Here is a 17,955-nt window from a genome sequence, read left to right on the forward strand (position 1 = left end):
GTACCGAGGCGTACCGAGAACGGGAGGTAGGCATGGCGCAACCCGCCACGCTGCGCGTGCGTGTCGTGCAGGTGATCCGCGAGACGCCGGACGCGCATTCGCTGGTGCTGGAACCGGTGGACGCCCCCGAGGGGATCGACTACCGGCCAGGGCAGTTCGTGACCGTCCGGGTCCCGTCCAGCCGGGACGGTGGTGCGGCGCGCTGCTATTCGCTGTGCAGTTCGCCGCATCGGGCGGAGAAGCCCAGAATCACCGTGAAGCGCACCGCGGGTGGATACGGTTCGAACTGGATCTGCGACAACGTCGTCGAGGGCGCCACACTGGAGATGCTGCGGCCCTCGGGGACGTTCACGCCGGGGTCACTGGACGAGGACGTGCTGCTGCTCGCGGGCGGCAGTGGGATCACCCCGGTCATGTCGATCCTGAAATCGTGCCTGTCCGCGGGAACCGGCTCGGTCACGCTGATCTATGCCAACTGCGACGAGCAGTCGGTGATCTTCCGCGACGAGCTGATGACGCTGGCCGAGGAATACCCCGAGCGGCTCACCATCGTGCACTGGCTGGAGTCGGTGCAAGGGCTGCCCACGGAGCCCGGTATCCGCGCGCTGGTGGCGCCGTACACCGACCGGCGGATCTTTCTCTGCGGCCCGGGGCCGTTCATGGAACTTGCCACCGCTGTGCTGACCACGCTGCAAGTTCCCGCGGAACGGATCAATGTGGAGCGGTTCTCCTCGCTGCGCGGTGATCCCTTCGCCGACGACGAGGTCGAGATCGATACCTCGGGTCCGTCGAGCACGGTCGAGGTCGAGCTCGACGGACAGACCCGGACCGTTTCCTGGCCACGTGGCAACAAGCTGCTCGACGCACTGCTGGAAGCAGGCGTCGACGCCCCGTTCTCCTGCCGGGAAGGGGCGTGCAGCGCCTGCGCGTGCGTGCTCCTCGACGGCGAGGTGACGTTGGACAACAACGAGGTGCTCGATCAGCAGGACCTCGACGACGGCCTGATCCTGGCTTGCCAGGCAAGACCGGTCACCGGTCGGCTGAAGGTCACCTACGACGAGTGATCTCCGAGTGCTCACCGCAGTGGCTCCCGGTCACCGGGACGATCGTCCTGCGAGGACGGCACCCGTGCCACCGTGCAGTTACGCAACGCCGACCGCCCTCGTTGTGGCGCGGTCGACGATCACGAGAGGCCAGGAAATGCTCAGTGTCGAAGACCGCCGTGCCGCGGCCGATCGGCTGTGGGCCGCGGAGTGCGACCGGACCCCGATCGACCCGTTGACGGCATCGTTGCCCGATATCGACGTCGCCGACGCCTACGACATCCAGCTGATCAACATTCGGCGCCGCCGCGAGGCCGGTGCGCGGGTGTACGGCCACAAGGTGGGACTTTCCTCGCCGGTGATGCAGCAGATGATGGGAGTCGACGAGCCGGACTACGGCCACCTGGTGGACGGCATGGTGTGCCGGGAAGGTGTGCCGATTCCGGCAGCTCGCTACTGCCACCCGCGCATCGAGGTCGAGGTGGGGTATGTGCTCGGGGCGGACCTGCCCGGCCGGGGCTGCACCGAAGCGGACGTGCTGGCCGCGACCGAGTACCTGGTTCCCGCGATCGAACTGATCGACAGCCGGATCCGGGACTGGCGTATCGCGCTGGCCGACACGATCGCCGACAACGCGTCCTCGGCAGGCGTGGTGCTCGGCGCGGGCCGGGTCAAGCCCGGCGAGATCGAACCGGCCGATATCGATGCCGTGCTCTACCGCGACGGCACCGAGGTCGTCCGTGGCAACACCAGTGCAGTGCTGGACAACCCGACGACCGCCGTGGCGTGGCTGGCGCGCAAGGTGGCGAGCTTCGGGGTGAAGCTGCAAGCGGGTCACGTCATCCTGCCCGGCTCCTGTACCCGCGCCGTGGACGTCCGTCCCGGCGCGATATTCCGCGCCGAGTTCGCAGAACTCGGTCACGTGACCGCACGATTCGAGTGAGGGATGGCGCAGTGACGAAGGCGACCGCCGCGATCGTCGGTTCCGGCAACATCGGCACCGACCTGATGTACAAGCTGCTGCGCTCGAAAATGATCGAGCCGCGCTGGATGATCGGTATCGACCCGGACAGCCCGGGACTCAAGCGTGCGGACGAGCAGGGCGTGGTCGCTTCCGTCGAGGGCGTGGACCGGTTGCTGGAACAGGAGGAACCGCCGGACCTCGTGTTCGAGGCGACCTCGGCGCACGTGCACAAGCAGCATGCCCCCAAGTACGAGCAGCGGGGAATTCAGTCCGTCGACCTGACACCCGCCGCGCTGGGCCCGGCCGTGGTGCCCGCGGTGAATCTCGGTGAGCACGTCGAGACGGCGAACGTCAACCTGATCACGTGCGGCGGGCAGGCCACGATTCCCATCGTGCACGCGGTGTCGCGAGTGACCGAGGTGGCCTACGCGGAGATCGTCGCCAGCGTCGCCTCTCCCTCGGCGGGGCCGGGCACGCGCGCCAACATCGACGAGTTCACGATCACCACCAGTCGCGGCATCGAGACCATCGGCGGTGCACGGCGGGGGAAGGCGATCATCGTCCTCAATCCCGCGGAACCACCGATGATCATGCAGGACACGGTGTTCTGCGCGATCGGTGAGGACGCGGACCGGACGGCGATCGCGGAGTCGATCCACCGGATGGTGGCCGATGTCGCGGCCTACGTGCCGGGCTACCGGCTGCGCAACGAGCCACAGTTCGACGATCCGACACCGGAGAGCGGGGGAATGGCGCGCGTGGCGGTGTTCCTGGAGGTCGAGGGCGCGGGCGATTTCCTGCCGCCGTACTCCGGGAATCTCGACATCATGACCGCCGCCGCCACCAAGGTCGGTGAGGGATTCGCGCAGCGCGTTCTGTCCACTCGCGAAACCACGATCGGCTGAGAGGGGAGTTCCATGCCATACAGCGACGATCTCGACATCCGGATCACGGATTCCTCGCTGCGCGACGGTTCGCACGCCAAGCGGCACCGGTTCACGGCCGACCACGTGCGCACGGTCGTGGCCGCGCTCGACGGGGCGGGGGTACCGGTCATCGAGGTGACCCACGGCGACGGACTCGGCGGCTCGTCGTTCAACTACGGCTTCAGCCACACGCCGGAGCAGGAGCTGATCAAGGCTGCTGTCGAGACCGCCACCCAGGCGAAGATCGCGTTCCTGATGCTGCCGGGACTCGGCGTGCAGGACGATATCCGGCAGGCCGCCGACAACGGTGCGCGCATCTGTCGGATCGCGACGCACTGCACCGAGGCAGACATCGCCGTGCAGCATTTCGGGCTCGCCCGCGACCTCGGTCTGGAGACGGTCGGCTTCCTGATGATGTCGCACAGTCGTCCGCCGGAGGAGCTCGCCAAGCAGGCCCGCATCATGGCGGACGCAGGTTGCCAGTGCGTGTACGTGGTGGACTCGGCCGGTGCGCTGGTGATGGAAGAGACCGGCGACCGCATCGCCGCGCTGGTCACCGAGCTCGGCTCCGACGCGCAGGTGGGCTTCCACGGCCACGAGAATCTCGGGCTCGGGGTGGCCAACTCGGTGCTCGCCGTCCGCGCAGGCGCACAGCAGATCGACGGATCGGCCCGCCGATTCGGCGCCGGTGCCGGTAACACCCCGGTCGAGGCGTTCGTCGCGGTGGCCGAGCGGCTGGGCATCCGTACCGGCGTCGACACCGCCAAGATCATCGACGCCGCAGAGGACGCGGTGCGACCGGTCATGGACGACGAGTGCCTGCTGGACCGGATGTCGCTGACCATGGGCTATGCCGGTGTCTACTCCAGCTTTCTCAAACATGCCGACCGGCAAGCCCGGCGGTACGGCGTTTCCGGAGCCGAGATCCTCGTCGAGGCCGGGCGCCGGAATCTCGTCGGCGGACAGGAAGACCAACTCATCGATATCGCAGTCGCCCTCGCGGAAAAGTGAGACACAGCATGCCGAACCCAGTACTCGACGCGGTCGAGGCGACCGCAGAAGAGATCAGCGCCCAGGGCAGTGCCAACGAGTCCCGCGGCAAGCTCAGCGACGCGGCGGCCAAGCTGCTGCGCGACACCGGAGCGATCCGGATGCTGCAACCCAAGACCCACGGCGGTCTGGAAGCACATCCGCGGGAGTTCGCCGAGACGGTGATGCGGATCGCCGGCCTGGACGGTTCCACCGGATGGGTCGCCGGCATCGTCGGCGTGCACCCCTGGGAGATGGCGATGGCCGACCCGAAGGTGCAGCAGGAGATCTGGGGAGAGGACAACGACACCTGGATCGCCTCGCCGTACGCCCCGATGGGGCAGTTGCGGCCGGTGGATGGTGGCTACATCTTCAACGGCCGGTGGCAGTTCTCCTCGGGAACCGACCACTGCGACTGGATTTTCCTCGGCGGTTTCCTGACGGATGCCGAAGGTGAGCAGCTGCAGCCGCCGCAGTCGGTACACGTGATCCTGCCGCGCGCGGACTACGAGATCGTGGAGGACTCCTGGGATGTCGTCGGCCTGTGCGGAACCGGCAGCAAGGACATCGTGGTCGCCGACGCGTTCGTGCCCGACTACCGGGTGATCCCGTTCTCGAAGGTGATCGACGGACAGGCGCCCGAGGAGGCGGGCCTGGAGAACCCGACCTACCACGTGCCGTTCTCCTGCGTCTTCCCGCTCGGCATCACCTCGGCGGTGATCGGTATCGCCGAGGGGGCACTGGCGCACCACATGGCCTACCAGAAGAGCCGGGTGCAGATCACCGGTACCAAGGTGCGCGACGACCCGTACGTGCTCTCGGCGATCAGCGAGGCCGCCGCCGAGATCCACGCCGCGCGCTCGGCGCTGCTGGAGAACGCCTGCCGCAACTACGACACGGTCGCTGCCGGTCGTGCGGTGAGCTTTGCCGAACGTGCGGTGGGCCGCCGCACCCAGGTGCATGCCGCGTGGCGCGCGGTCAGCGCCGTCGACGAGATCGTCGCCCGGTCCGGTGGCAACGCGATGCGCATGGACAATCCGCTACAGCGATTCTGGCGGGACGCCCACATGGGACTCGCACACGCCATCCACGTCCCCGGATCGGTGTTCCACGCTTCCGCACTGACCGAGCTGGGGATCGATCCGCCTCCCGGCCCCATGCGCTCGATGATCTAGTCCGATCCCACTGTGCAGGCACGCAACATGAGGAAGGAAGAACCATGACCGAAATCCGTGGCCTTGGCTACCTGAAGGTCCAGACCCGCGACGTCGCGCGGTGGCGGGAGCTCACCGTCGACGCGCTCGGTTTCCAGGTCGGTTCCGGTCCGCATCCCGACGGGCTGTACCTGCGGATGGACGAGCGCCGGGCCAGGCTGGCCGTGCTGCCCGGTGACACCGACCGGGTACTGGCCGTCGGTTGGGAGGTGCGCGACGGGTCTGCGCTCGACGCGGTGGCGCGTGCCGTCGAGACCTCCGGAACGGCGGTGAAGAGGCTCTCGCAGGACGAGGCCGACGAGCGCGGTGTCGAACAGGGGATCGCCTTCGACGACCCGGCCGGTACGCCCACCGAGGTGTTCTTCGCCCCGATTCTCGACCACAGCCCGGTGATCACCGGATTCGGCCATCGGTTCGTCACCGGCGAGCAGGGCATGGGGCACGTGGTACTGCCGACCACCTGTATGGAGGAGACGGTCGCTTTCTACACCGAGGTGCTCGGTTTCCTGCCACGCGGCGCGATTCGGCTCGGCGGTGGCGCTTCGGACGCCCCGCCGCGCCGCGTGCGGTTCATGGGAGTCAACCAGCGCCATCACAGTCTGGCGGTCTGCCCGGCCCCACACGGTGCGGACCCCGGCCTGGTGCACCTGATGGTGGAGGCCGACAGCCTCGACGCGGTCGGGCGGGCGCTGGACAACGTTCGGCGGCTCGGCTTCTCGCTGTCCTCCACTCTGGGCAGGCACACCAACGACAAGATGGTTTCGTTCTACGTGCGCGCTCCCGGTGGCTGGGACATCGAATACGGCACCGAGGGGATGTTGGTCGACGAGCGCCACTACACCGCCGAGGAGATCACCGCCGACAGCTACTGGGGGCACGACTGGTCGGATTCCGAACCATTGGCGGCATTCGACATGAAATCATAAGACGGCCTGCGTAGCAGTGGGGTAGGAGGCTCGCGGTTTTACCGGAAACCGCGAGCTCCGCCTCACTCCGTGGGCAGCAGCCGCCGGGAGGCCTCGAGAGCGCCGAGCGCAAGCTCGGCGCGCGGAAACCCGCTGCGCTTCTCGGCAGCTGCCTGGTTGCCGCCCGCCACCCATACCGGCCCATCGGCCAGGTGCGCCAAGCCTTCCCGCGCCACGTCCGCCGGCTCGGCGACATCGAGGCCGGGGGTGTCGAAGTTCAGTCCGGCACGCTCCATCGCGGGCGTTCGAGTGACGCCCAGCACCAGCTCGAGCACGTCGACCCCGCGTTCACGCAACTCCAGCCACAGCCCCTCGGCGAACACGCGGCTGAACGCCTTCACGGCCGAGTAGACGCTGATTTCCGGCTGGCCCAGGTAGCCCGCCAACGAGCCGACAAGCATGATCCCGCCGTGGCCGCGCTCGGCCAGCAACGCGCCGAAGTGGTGGGTGAGCGCGAGCTGCGCGGTGATGTTGAGGTCGATGACGCCTTGCACCCGGCCCAGCTCGCCGGTGACGAAATCATGGCCGTAGCTGTTGGCACCGGCGTTGAAGATCAGCAGGCCGACGTCGAGGTCGTCGGTGTCGGCACGCACGGTGTCGATCGCGGTCGGATCGAGCAGGTCGAGTTCGATGGTGCGTACCTGCACCCCTTTCGCCCGCATCGCCGCTGCGGTCTCGGCGAGCGGCTCCGGCTTGCGGGCGATCAGCACCAGGTTGATGCCCGCATCGGCAAGCTGCTCGGCGAACGAGGCTCCCACACCTTCGGAGCCGCCCGCGATGACTGCCCACGGACCGTACTTGCGTGTGTCGATCATGCGGTTTCCTTTCCGGATTGCAGGCGGAGTTGACCGGTGGCCGCCGTCTCGTTCTCCGGTGCCCGATACCCCGGGGGAAAGGTAAGCCCGTGGCGCGACACAGGGGTGGCACGATCCCACTGACCGGAAGCACGGCACATGACGCCGTCGGCTCGAAGCACCATCGTCGATGACCCGTCCGACGCATGCGGTAGAGGAGCACGATGACCGGCGATGTCCTGGCTGCTGTCCACCCACTGTTGCCGAGCATCGCGGAGCGAGCCGAGTCCGCGGACGAGAACCGGCTGATCTCCGAGCAGACCATGCGGGAGCTGGTCGACGCGGGCGTGTTCCGGATGCTGCAGCCGAAGCGCTGCGGCGGCTCCGAGGGGGATCCGGTGCAGTTCTACGAGGTGATTCGGGCGATCGCGGGTGCCTGCGGTTCGACCGGCTGGGTCACCGCCGTCGTCGGGGTGCACCCCTGGCAGCTCGGCCTGTTCAGCGAGCGGGCGCAGGACGATGTCTGGGGAACCGATCCGGACACTCTCCTCTGCTCGTCCTACGCCCCGGTGGGGCGGCTGACTCCGGTGGACGGCGGCTACCGGCTCAGCGGGCACTGGAGCTTCTCCTCCGGTTGTGATCACGCGGCGTGGGCACTGCTCGGAGCCGTCGTGGTCGGTGAGAGCGGCAGGCCGGTGGACTTCCTGACGGTGCTGGTGCCGCGCGCCGACTACGAGATCATCGATGTGTGGGACGTGATGGGACTTCGCGGCACCGGCAGCAACGACATCACCGTCGACCAGGCGTTCGTGCCGGAGCACCGGGTCATGCGCAATTACGATCACTCGCAGCTGCGCGGGCCGGGGCAGCAGGTGAACTCCGGTCCGCTCTATCGAATGCCGTTCGGTGCGATCTTCACCTCCGCGATCGCAGCGCCGGTGATCGGCGCGGTCGCGGGGGGATACCAGCATTATCTCTCTGCGATGCGAGACCGGGCGCGGCTCAGTCTCGGTGGTGGACGATTCGTCGAGGACCAATTCGCCCAGGTCGCGGTGGCGCGCGCCGCATCCGAGATCGACGCGGCGGTACTACAGATGGATCGCAATATCGCCGAGCTCTACCGCAGCGCCGAAGCCGATGAGATCTCGATGGAACTGCGCCTGCGTGCCCGCAGAGACCAGGCACGCGGCACCGAGCGAGCGCTGGAGGCGATCGACCTGCTGTTCAAGGCCGCGGGTGGGCGTTCGCTGAAGCGCGGCAACCCGATCGAACGTGCCTGGCGGGATGCCCACGCCGGCAGTGTGCACGTGGCCAACGATGCCGAACGTGCGCTCGCGATGTACGGCAAGGGTGCCTTCGGGCTGACCGTCGAGGACAATCTCATCTGAGAGATATGGTCAACAGGTCACGGTTTATCGTGCCCGGCCGGATCGTTTGGCCAAGAGGAGGAGCAGTGCCGAGAATCGCCGCAGCCAGGCCGGCGGCGGAGCCGAGCTCACCGCGGCAGAAGGCCCGGTACCGTCGGATCCTGCATGCCGCCGCGAATCTGGCGGCCGAAAGCGGGCTCGAGCGCGTTCAGATGCACGATGTGGCCAAGGATGCCGGTGTCGCGATCGGTACGCTGTACCGCTACTTCCCGTCCAAGACACATCTGTTCACCGGCGTGATGGCAGACCAGGTGGAGCGGCTCGACGAGACCACGCCCGTGCCTGCGCCCGGCGAGGACCCGGAGGAAGCGGTGGCCGAGCTGCTGGTGCGTGCCAGCAGACATCTGCTGAGCAGGCCGTTGCTGGCGATCGCGATGCTGCAATCGAACTCCAGTGCCCATGCGGCGACGATCCCCGACACCGGGCGCATCGACAACATGTTCCGTGACCTCGTCCTGCGGACGCTGGGTATCGATGCCCCCACCGCGCAGGACATCACGCTGGTCCGGTTGCTGGTGCAGTGCTGGCACGGCGTGCTGACCGCGAGCCTGAACGGCCGGACGCCCCTGCCGGACACCGAGTCCGATCTCCGGATGGCCTGCCACCTGCTGCTTGCGCCACGCTCCAACACCGCGGCGGACGGCCGGGATTCTCGCTGACCGGGAGCAGCACCCTGCGACGGCGAGACCGTCGCTAGCATCCTCGCTCGGCCGAATGTCGCGAAAAGGAGAAGCCGGCATGTCACGTTGCATCGCGGTCACCGGGGCCGCTTCCGGGATCGGTCGGGCACTGGCCGGGCTGCTGACGGAGCAGGGCGACACGGTGATCGGAGTGGATCTGCACGGCACCGAGGTGTGTGCCGATCTGTCCACCTCGCAAGGGCGGCAGCAGGCCGCGGACGAGGTGTCCCGGCGATGTGCCGGTGTGCTGGACGCATTGGTCGGTTGCGCGGGGAGTACCGCCCCACGGCCGGGAACCGTCGGTGTGAACTACTTCGGCACCGCGGAGTTCGTCGAGGCACTCCGGCCCGAGCTGGCAGCCGCGCAGCGGCCTCGGGTCGCCGTCGTCGGCTCGATCTCGGGCACCCAGACGTTCGACGAGGACATTGTGGACGCCTGCCTGGCCGGTGACGAGAAAACAGCCGTGCAATACGCCGAGGCGGCGGTGGAGCGCGGCGATGCGTCCCTGCTCTACCCGTCGTCCAAAGTGGCCGTTTCCCGGTGGCTGCGCCGGACGTGCGTCTCGCCCGGCTGGGCGGATGCGGGTATCCCGGTGAACGCGGTGGCGCCCGGGGTGGTGCTGACCCCGATGACGGCGCCGCTGTTGGAGGATGAGCAGATGCGCAAGGTGGCCGATACGGCTGTCCCCATGCCGCTGAACGGCTACGCCGAACCCGAGGTGATCGCACGCTCCCTGAGTTGGCTCGTCGGCACCGAGAATACCCACATCACCGGGCAGGTCCTGTATGTGGACGGCGGTGCCGAGGCCACCTTGCGCGGCCCGGAGGTGTTCTGAGCGGGGTTCGCCCGGATTGCCCGCGGGCGAACCGGGCGATTCGTCGCTGACTCGGCGAGCGAGGATCGCACCAGGTGACTCCCGCTCGCCGAATGCACTGCGAGTGTCAATGCGTACCGGCGACGTTCTCGATGCCGGTGGTGTCCAGTTGCGCCACGCTGTAGGCGGCGTAGTTGTGGTAAGGGCTGCGGCCCGAGAAGTAGGGTGTGACCTTCTCCTCGATCTCCTCGACGCTGAAGGTGCCGTCGGCGGCGGTGAACTTCTGCTCGACCGTCGGGGCGGCAAGCAGCGCGATCATGTCACCGTAGACGACGAAGACCTGGCCGTTGATCTCGTCGGCGGCCGGGGATGCCAGGTAGCTGACGAAGGTGCCCACCCGCTCCGGCGCGAGGATGTCGAGGTGCGCGTCGTCCTGCGGATCGTCCGCGAACACGTGGGCGGTCATGCTGGTGCGGGCACGCGGGCAGATCGCGTTGGTGCGCACTCCGTAGCGGGACAGGCCCTGCGCGGTTGAGAGCATCAGCGCGGTGATGCCCGCCTTGGCGGCGGAGTAGTTGGGCTGGCCCGCTGCGCCGAACAGGAACGCCTCCGACGTGGTGTCGATGACCCGGCCGTATACGGGACCACCCGCGGACTTGCTCGCCTTCCGCCAGTGCGCCGCTGCTGCGCGGGAGACCGAGGCATGACCTTTCAGGTGTACTCGGAGCACGTCGTCCCACTCGGGTTCGGTGAGGTTGAACAGCATGGTGTCGCGCAGCACGCCCGCGTTGTTGACGACGATGTCGAGGCTGCCGAACGTCTCCACGGCGGCCTGCACGAGGCGGTCGCCCAGGCCCCAGTCGCCGACGTCGCCGGTCACCGCGATCGCTTGGCGGCCGAGTGCCTTGATCTCGTCGACAACGGCATCGGCGGCCGGGCCCATGTCGTTGACGACGACGTCGGCACCGCGTGCGGCGAGGGCCAAGGCTTCCGCCCGGCCCAGCCCCGCACCGGCTCCGGTGACGACTGCGGCGCGGCCGGCCAAGCTGGTTGTTTCACTCACCGTGCTGCTCCTGTTCCTCGGACAAGCTTCAGGCCAACGGGACAGAAACTAGTATTCATTATAGAAATGTGCAAGTTCCATAGGAGAGCCATATTCCCTTGATCTTGTGCCCTCTTGCGCTCAACGATAATTCATTCTAGTTTTTTGGCGTGGTTTTCGAACCTGGCGAACCTGCTCGGGTCGAAGTGCCCTGAGCAGTGCCGCAGGTCCCCGCTCCCCGCATCGGGAGCCCGAACGCACGAGGAGAGAACATGGCTGAGGCCGTCATCGTCGACGCCGCCCGCACGCCGGTCGGGCGGCGCAACGGCGCACTGTCCGGTCTGCATCCCGCGGAGCTGCTCGGGATCACGCAGCAAGGGCTGCTGGACCGCACGGATACCGCGCCGAGCGAGGTCGGCCAGGTGATCGGTGGTTGCGTTACCCAGGCAGGCGAGCAGTCCAACAACGTCACCCGCAACGCCTGGCTGCACGCAGGCCTGCCCCACACGGCCGCGTGCACCACGATCGACTGCGCCTGCGGCTCCTCGCAGCAGGCGGTGCATCTGATCGCCGGGCTCATCGCGGCGGGCTGCATCAGTGCCGGTATCGGCTGCGGTGTCGAATCGATGAGTCGCGTCTTCCTGGGACGGGCCATCACCCCGGACACCGGCGTGCCCACCCCGCAGAGCTGGTCGCTGGACATGCCCGACCAGTTCGCCGCGGCGGAGCGCATCGCGGCGAATCGGGGCATCACCCGCACCGAGGTCGACGCGCTCGGACTCGCTTCGCAGCACAAGGCTGCGCAGGCCTGGTCGGAAGGGCGTTTCGACGACCAGATCGTGCCGGTGCCCGCGCCGGTCATGGGGTCGGAGGGGCCGACAGGTGAATCCACTGTGGTCACCCGCGACCAGGGACTGCGGGACACCACCGCGGAGGCACTGGCCGGGCTGCAGCCGGTACTGCCCGACGGCCTCCACACCGCGGGGAACTCCTCACAGATCAGCGACGGCGCGGCCGGGGTGCTGCTGATGAGTCACGAGCGGGCGCGTGCGCTCGGGATGCGCCCCCGCGCACGGATCGTCGCCTCGGGAATGGTCGGCGCTGACCCCTACTATCACCTCGACGGACCGATCGCGGCCACCGAGCACGTGCTGACCGGGGCCGGGATGGCGATGTCCGACATCGACCTGGTGGAGATCAACGAAGCATTCGCCTCGGTCGTGCTGTCGTGGGCGCAGGTGCACAAGGCGGACATGGACCGGGTCAACGTCAACGGCGGTGCCATCGCCCTCGGGCATGCGGTCGGTTCCACCGGTGCTCGGCTGATCACCCAGGCCGTGCACGAGCTGGAACGGTCCGACTCCTCGACCGCGCTGATCACCATGTGCGCAGGTGGCGCACATTCCACGGCCACCATCATCGAACGGATCTGAGGAAAGCCATGACCATCGGACTGACCGAGGAACACCGCGACCTGCGGGACTCCGTACGAGCGTTGACCAGCCGCCACATCACCACGGAGGTGATCCGAGAGACCGTCGAGGCGAAAACCGAGCAGCTGCCCGCGTTCTGGTCGCGGCTCGCCGAGCAGGGACTGCTCGGACTGCACCTCCCGGAAGCGGCAGGCGGCTCCGGGTACGGCCTGCTGGAGCTCGTGGTGGTCGCCGAGGAACTCGGGCGGGGAATGGTGCCCGGCCCGTTCCTGCCCACCGTGCTGACGAGCGCGGTGCTGCACCGCGCGGGTCACGGCCGACTGCTTCCCGAGCTCGCCGAGGGCACCGCGATCGGGGCAGTGGCCCTGCGCCCCGGCAGCCTGATCCTCACCCGCACCGATACCGGCGAAGCCCGGCTCTCCGGCGAGCCGGACCCCGTGCTGGGTGGGCATCTCGCGGACCATTTCGTGCTGCCCGCACGCGACGGGGACGGCACCACCTGGGTGGTGCTGCCGCGCAACGCGGTCGAGACCGTCGACCTGGCAGGCCACGACCTGACCCGCAGGCTCTCGCGGCTTCGTGCCGATGGCGTGACCGTCCCGGCGGGCGACGTGCTGGACGTGGCCGCGCAGGTGCCGGTCGACCTGGCAGCTACGCTGTTCGCCGCGGAAGCCTCCGGCCTGGCGGACTGGGCGAGCACCACCGCCGCCGAGTACGCGAAGGTGCGCCACCAGTTCGGCCGCCCGGTCGGGCAGTTCCAGGGCGTCAAGCACCGCTGCGCACGCATGCTCACCCGGGCCGAGCAGGCCAGGGTGTGCGTCTGGGACGCCGCCCGCGCGAACCAGCCCGACGCGGTGGAGGATCGGGACCAGGCCTCGCTCGCGGCGGCTGTCGCCGGTGCCACCAGTGTGGAGGCGAGCTTCTGCTGCACGAAGGACTGCATCCAGACGCTCGGCGGTATCGGCTTCACCTGGGAGCACGAGGCGAACCTGTATCTGCGGCGCTCGCAGACACTGCGGTTGCTGCTGGGTTCCACCGCTTGGTGGCGGCGGCGCGTTGCCCGGCTCACTCTGGCAGGCACCCGACGCGAACCGGGTATCGAGCTGCCGCCGGAAGCCGAGCGAGTGCGGGCCGAGGTCCGTGCGGAGCTGGCACCGGCGACCGAGCTCGACGGCGACGACCGCAGGAGCTACCTCGCCGAGCACGGCTACACCGCACCCCACCTGCCGTTCCCCTGGGGAAAGGGTGCCGACGCCGTTTCGCAGCTGGTGATCGACGAGGAGTTGCGCGCGGCCGAGCTGACCACGCCCGACATGGTGATCGGTGCCTGGGTGGTGCCGACACTGATCGCGCACGGCACGTCCGAGCAGCAGCAATGGTTTCTGCCCGCGACCCTGCGCGGTGACATCGTGTGGTGCCAGCTGTTCAGCGAGCCCGGCGCGGGCTCCGATCTCGCCGGACTGTCCACCCGAGCGGAGAAGGTGGACGGCGGCTGGAAAATCAACGGACAGAAGGTCTGGACCTCGATGGCGCGCGAGGCCCACCACGGCATCCTGCTCGCTCGTACCGATCCCTCGGCGCCGAAGCACAAGGGACTGTCCTACTTCATGCTGGACATGTCCGCCCCGGGCATCGACATCCGGCCATTGCGGGAGATCACCGGTGACGCGCTGTTCAACGAGGTCTTCTTCGACGACGTGTTCATCCCCGACGAAATGCTGGTGGCCGAGCCGGGCGACGGCTGGAAACTCGCCCGCACCACGCTGGCCAACGAGCGGGTGTCGCTTTCGCACAACTCGTCGCTGGGCAGCGGGGGCGAGGCGCTGCTGGCGATCGCGGCAGGTACCGGTTTCGAGCTCGATGACGAGCGGTTGACCACCCTGGGCGGCATTCTGTGCGATGCCCAGTCCGGTGGGCTGTTCGGACTGCGCAGCACCATCCGATCGCTGTCGGGTCAGCAGCCGGGGGCCGAATCCAGTGTGGCCAAGCTGATCGGCGTGGAGCACGTGCAGCAGGTGTGGGAGACCGCGATGGACTGGGCCGGTGCCGAGGCCCTGAGCGGCAACCCCGAACGGCACGAGGCCACCTGGATGTTCCTCAACTCCCGATGCATGTCGATCGCGGGCGGTACCACGGACGTGCAGCTCAACATCATCGGCGAGCGGCTGCTCGGACTTCCCCGCGATCCCGAGCCTGCGCAGGCGGATTCCGGAGAGGGACAGCGGTCATGAGGTACCGGATGGGAACGCTTTCCGCGGAACGGAGTTGATGATGCCGATCGATCTCGACAAGGCGCTGAGCGCCGATTCCACCACTCGTGAGGTGAGCTGGACGCGGCGTGACGTGCTGCTGTACCACCTGAGTCTCGGTGCAGGCCGGGATGCGGCCACCGACCCGGAGTTGGGCTACACCTACGAGCGTGATCTCCGGGTGCTGCCGACCTTCGCGATGGTGGCGGGGCAGGGGCCTTCCGCGGGTGACGGTGCGAGTTCCGGGCCGGAGCTGCCCGGTATCGACATCGACCTGCGCAAGATCCTGCACGCCGGTCAGGCCCTGCAGGTTCACCGTCCGTTGCCTCCGGAGGGCACCGCGACCGTGACCTCGCGAGTGACCGATGTACGGGACAAGGGCAAGGCGGCGGTGATCGTCCTGGAGCAGGCCGCGACCGGCGATGACGGCAAGCCGCTGTGGACGACGTCGATGCGGATCTGGGCGCGTGGCGAGGGCGGCTTCGGCGGCCCACCCGGCCCCGACACCGAGACGTCCGTTCCGGACCGAGCGCCGGATTACGTGCTGGACGCACCGACCACCGTGGAGCAGGCGCTGCTCTACCGGGTCAACGGTGATCTCAACCCGCTGCACGCCGACCCCGAGTTCGCCAGGACGGCCGGGTTCGACCGTCCGATTCTGCACGGTCTGGCGTCCTACGGCATCCTCGCGAAGACCCTCGTCGACGGCGTGCTCGATGGGGACGTGACGCGGTTGACGGGACTGTCGGTGCGCTTCGCCGGGTCGGTGTTCCCCGGCCAGACGATCCGCACCGGTGTGTGGCGACAGGACGGCGGGCTGGCGCTGTCGGCCACCTGCCCGGAACGTGACGATGCCCCGGTGCTCAGCCACGCGACCGCGGAGGTCCGATCATGACCGCCGACGTTTCGCCCGACACATCCGGCACGCGCGGTGCGGAGCGCCCGAAGCTGACCGCACCGCCGAACAACGAGGGCGTCGATGCCGCGGTCGCTGCTGCTCGCCGGGTGGTCGCCTCGCTGCTGCACGCAGGTGACAACTCTCCCGCGGAAATGGCGGAGGTGGCGACGAAGCTCAACGCGGTCGCGGATTACCTGGACGAGCACGCTCCCGCCATGGAGGAGCGCATGGTCGACATGTGGGCGGGTGAGGGGGTGACCCGGCACGACCCGGTGGCAGGGCCCGAGAACACGATCGCGCCGCCATTGCCGCTGGCCGGTTCCGAGGACGGCTCGATCCAGGGCGTGGCCACGCTCGGAATGCCGTACCAGGGCCCGCCGGGATACGTGCACGGCGGGATCTCCGCGCTGCTGCTCGACCACACGTTGGGCGTCGCCAATCACTGGAGCGGACCGTCGGGTATGACCGCGGAGCTGACATTGCGCTACCACCGGCCGACACCGCTGTTCGAGCCGCTGACCGTGTCCGGGCGGCAGGTGTCGGTCGACGGCCGCAAGATTCGCACCATCGGCGATATCACCGCGGGCGGCGAGTGCTGTGTCAGCGCGGAGGGGCTGTTCGTCACCCAGCACCCACCACGTCCGCGCTGAGCCGAGGGCGGCAGGGGGCCGTGGCACGGTGCCACGGCCCCCTGCCACGGCCCCCTGCCACCGGGTCGGTCCCGGTGGACGGAACCGCAGCACTGCTCACGGCTCGACGGTGACCTGATTTCGGACGACCTTGCCGGTGGCACTGCGGGGTAGCGGTTCCTGCGTGATCCGCCACCGGGTCGGCACTTTGAAGTGGGCCAGTCGCTGCTGCAGGAACGTGCGCAGCTCTTCTTCGGGCACCGCGCCGGCCTCGTGGGTGACCACCACGGCCGCGACCTGCTGACCGAGGTCGGGATGCGGCATTCCCAGCACGAGGCATTCACTCACCGCCGTGTGCTCGGCGAGCGCGTTCTCGATCTCCGCGGGGTAGACGTTCTCACCGCCGCGCAGGATCAGGTCCGAGCGCCGGGTGGTGAGGCGCACGCGGCCGTGCTCCACGACGCCGATGTCGCCGGTGTGCAGCCATCGATCGGCTCGGATGGCGCCGGCGGTGGCTTCCTCGTCCTCCCAGTATCCCAGCATGGTGAACGGGCTGCGGACGCAGATCTCGCCTTCTTCCCCCTCGGGGAGGGGATTATCGTCGGCGTCCCGCACCTCCAGGTGGACCGTGGCGATCGGGCGCCCCAGCGTGCTCGGGTCCGCTGCGAGGTCGTCGCCGGTGGCCACCGAGATCGCCGTCGACGATTCCGTGAGCCCGTAACTGTTCACCAGTGACCGCTCGGCCACCGGGAGTGCGTGGCGCAATCGCTGGTGGAACGCAGGCGAGGACGGTGCGGACGCCAGCGAGAAGGCGGTCAGCGAGGACAGGTCGTACTCGGAGAGATCGCCGTGCTCGAGCAGTCGGTGCGCCATGGTCGGCACCGCGCCCCAGTTGCTGACGCGTTCGGACTCGATCAGGCGCAGCACCCGATCCACATCGAAACGGCCCTCGTGCATGATCACCGCGCTGCCGTCGGCGATGCGGGGAACGACCAGGTTGTGCAGGCCCGCGATGTGGAAGAGCGGCACCGCCAGCAGGTAGCGCCGATCACCGGGATCCATGGGGTCGCCGAACGCCTGCGCCAGCGCATTGTTCATGCGGTGGTACTCGATGACCGAGGTCAGGTTGCGGTGCGAGTGCATCGCCCCTTTGGGGCGGCCGGTGGTGCCGCTGGTATAGACGATCACTGCGGGATCGTCCTCGGCGACCTCGCACGCGGGAAACGGTGCCTGCGGGTATTTCCGCGCCAGGCGCGGCACGTCGTGCTCGACGGTGAGTACTTCGACGTCCGACTCGCCGATCAGCGCGGCGCGCTTGGCATCGGCGACCACCACGGAGGGACGCGTGTGGCCGAGCGCGTAGGAGATCTCCTGCGGCGACCACCAGGCGTTGTAGCCGACGGCGATCGCCCCCATCGAGGTCGCGGCCCAGAAGGCGACGATCCACTCCGGTCCGTTGGCGGCGAGGATGGCCACGCGGTCTCCCCTGCCCACGCCGTACTCCGTGCGGAGCGCCAGGGCAAGCGAGCAAACCTGCGCGGCATGCTCGCGATAGGTCAGTCGCCGGTCCGCGGTGACGAGGTAATCCCGGTCGCCGTACCGCAACGAGTCGGCCAGTACCTGGCCCAGTGAGCCCGCGCGGTGGGCGAACACCGGCATCCTCGTCCCCAGGACATCGTCGTCGACGAGTTCGAACGCTCCGCCGGGGCCGGTCAGCCGGGACACGATGTCACCGGGCGATTCCTGGGAGTCGAGGGATGTGCTCAACCGAATGCCTTTCGTCGAGACAGCGTGTGCTTTCTGCTGGAAGGCCATTGTTCGCATGAACGGACACGAAGCAGATGCCGT

General features: G+C 68.4%; 16 protein-coding genes. 13 read left to right on the forward strand and 3 right to left on the reverse strand.

The features are described 5' to 3' along the window. The first annotated feature begins 32 nt into the window (after positions 1 to 32). The 6 genes from JOF55_RS20195 (at position 33) to JOF55_RS20220 (ending at position 6,102) form a co-directional block, all read left to right on the forward strand. Entirely contained in the window at positions 33 to 1,064 is a 1,032-nt protein-coding gene (locus JOF55_RS20195) for a 2Fe-2S iron-sulfur cluster-binding protein (protein WP_310276708.1), read from the forward strand. A gap of 136 nt (positions 1,065 to 1,200) precedes the next feature. After that, entirely contained in the window at positions 1,201 to 1,986 is a 786-nt protein-coding gene (locus tag JOF55_RS20200) for a 2-keto-4-pentenoate hydratase (RefSeq protein WP_310276710.1), read from the forward strand. 11 nt (positions 1,987 to 1,997) lie between these two features. Beyond that, on the forward strand, positions 1,998 to 2,912 hold the full coding sequence (locus JOF55_RS20205) for an acetaldehyde dehydrogenase (acetylating) (RefSeq protein WP_310276713.1): 915 nt from the start codon (positions 1,998 to 2,000) through the stop codon (positions 2,910 to 2,912). Positions 2,913 to 2,924: 12 nt separating this feature from the next. Further along, entirely contained in the window at positions 2,925 to 3,944 is a 1,020-nt protein-coding gene (dmpG, locus tag JOF55_RS20210; protein ID WP_310276716.1) for a 4-hydroxy-2-oxovalerate aldolase, read from the forward strand. Positions 3,945 to 3,952: 8 nt separating this feature from the next. Then, a complete protein-coding gene (locus JOF55_RS20215; RefSeq protein WP_310276718.1) occupies positions 3,953 to 5,137 on the forward strand; it encodes an acyl-CoA dehydrogenase family protein in 1,185 nt (394 codons plus the stop codon). Between the two features lie 44 nt (positions 5,138 to 5,181). Further along, entirely contained in the window at positions 5,182 to 6,102 is a 921-nt protein-coding gene (locus tag JOF55_RS20220; RefSeq protein WP_310276721.1) for a VOC family protein, read from the forward strand. Between the two features lie 62 nt (positions 6,103 to 6,164). Here JOF55_RS20220 and JOF55_RS20225 read toward each other — a convergent pair whose 3' ends face one another. Continuing rightward, positions 6,165 to 6,956, reverse strand: coding sequence for an SDR family NAD(P)-dependent oxidoreductase (locus tag JOF55_RS20225; protein ID WP_310276724.1), 792 nt, complete (start codon positions 6,954 to 6,956; stop codon positions 6,165 to 6,167). 203 nt (positions 6,957 to 7,159) lie between these two features. Here JOF55_RS20225 and hsaA point away from each other — a divergent pair, with 203 nt between their 5' ends. The 3 genes from hsaA to JOF55_RS20240 all read left to right on the forward strand — a co-directional run bounded on the left by hsaA (position 7,160) and on the right by JOF55_RS20240 (position 9,877). Continuing rightward, entirely contained in the window at positions 7,160 to 8,323 is a 1,164-nt protein-coding gene (gene hsaA / locus JOF55_RS20230; RefSeq protein WP_310276726.1) for a 3-hydroxy-9,10-secoandrosta-1,3,5(10)-triene-9,17-dione monooxygenase oxygenase subunit, read from the forward strand. Positions 8,324 to 8,388: 65 nt separating this feature from the next. Further along, positions 8,389 to 9,021: a TetR/AcrR family transcriptional regulator gene (locus JOF55_RS20235; protein WP_310276729.1), complete on the forward strand. Its 633-nt coding sequence runs from the start codon at positions 8,389 to 8,391 to the stop codon at positions 9,019 to 9,021. 79 nt (positions 9,022 to 9,100) lie between these two features. Then, positions 9,101 to 9,877, forward strand: a complete 777-nt coding sequence (locus tag JOF55_RS20240) for an SDR family oxidoreductase (protein WP_310276731.1) — start codon at positions 9,101 to 9,103, stop codon at positions 9,875 to 9,877. Positions 9,878 to 9,983: 106 nt separating this feature from the next. On the opposite strand, the gene JOF55_RS20245 is transcribed toward JOF55_RS20240, so the two are convergent. After that, complete coding sequence (locus tag JOF55_RS20245; protein ID WP_310276733.1) at positions 9,984 to 10,919, reverse strand: 3-oxoacyl-ACP reductase; 936 nt, start codon at positions 10,917 to 10,919, stop codon at positions 9,984 to 9,986. 251 nt (positions 10,920 to 11,170) lie between these two features. Here JOF55_RS20245 and JOF55_RS20250 point away from each other — a divergent pair, with 251 nt between their 5' ends. The 4 genes from JOF55_RS20250 to JOF55_RS20265 are packed head-to-tail and all read left to right on the forward strand — an operon-like array spanning position 11,171 to position 16,128. Next, positions 11,171 to 12,331, forward strand: coding sequence for a steroid 3-ketoacyl-CoA thiolase (locus JOF55_RS20250; protein ID WP_310276736.1), 1,161 nt, complete (start codon positions 11,171 to 11,173; stop codon positions 12,329 to 12,331). A gap of 8 nt (positions 12,332 to 12,339) precedes the next feature. Continuing rightward, entirely contained in the window at positions 12,340 to 14,562 is a 2,223-nt protein-coding gene (locus JOF55_RS20255; protein WP_310276739.1) for an acyl-CoA dehydrogenase family protein, read from the forward strand. A gap of 40 nt (positions 14,563 to 14,602) precedes the next feature. Continuing rightward, positions 14,603 to 15,475: a MaoC/PaaZ C-terminal domain-containing protein gene (locus JOF55_RS20260; RefSeq protein ID WP_374727566.1), complete on the forward strand. Its 873-nt coding sequence runs from the start codon at positions 14,603 to 14,605 to the stop codon at positions 15,473 to 15,475. After that, positions 15,472 to 16,128, forward strand: a complete 657-nt coding sequence (locus JOF55_RS20265; protein WP_310276745.1) for a PaaI family thioesterase — start codon at positions 15,472 to 15,474, stop codon at positions 16,126 to 16,128. Before JOF55_RS20260 ends, JOF55_RS20265 begins: the two co-directional genes overlap by 4 nt. 96 nt (positions 16,129 to 16,224) lie before the next feature. Here the strand turns inward: JOF55_RS20265 and casG are convergent, their stop codons facing one another. After that, positions 16,225 to 17,874, reverse strand: a complete 1,650-nt coding sequence (casG, locus tag JOF55_RS20270) for a steroid-24-oyl-CoA synthetase (protein ID WP_310276747.1) — start codon at positions 17,872 to 17,874, stop codon at positions 16,225 to 16,227. Positions 17,875 to 17,955 lie beyond the last annotated feature (81 nt).

Source organism: Haloactinomyces albus (assembly GCF_031458135.1).
In the GTDB taxonomy this organism is placed as follows: domain Bacteria; phylum Actinomycetota; class Actinomycetes; order Mycobacteriales; family Pseudonocardiaceae; genus Haloactinomyces; species Haloactinomyces albus.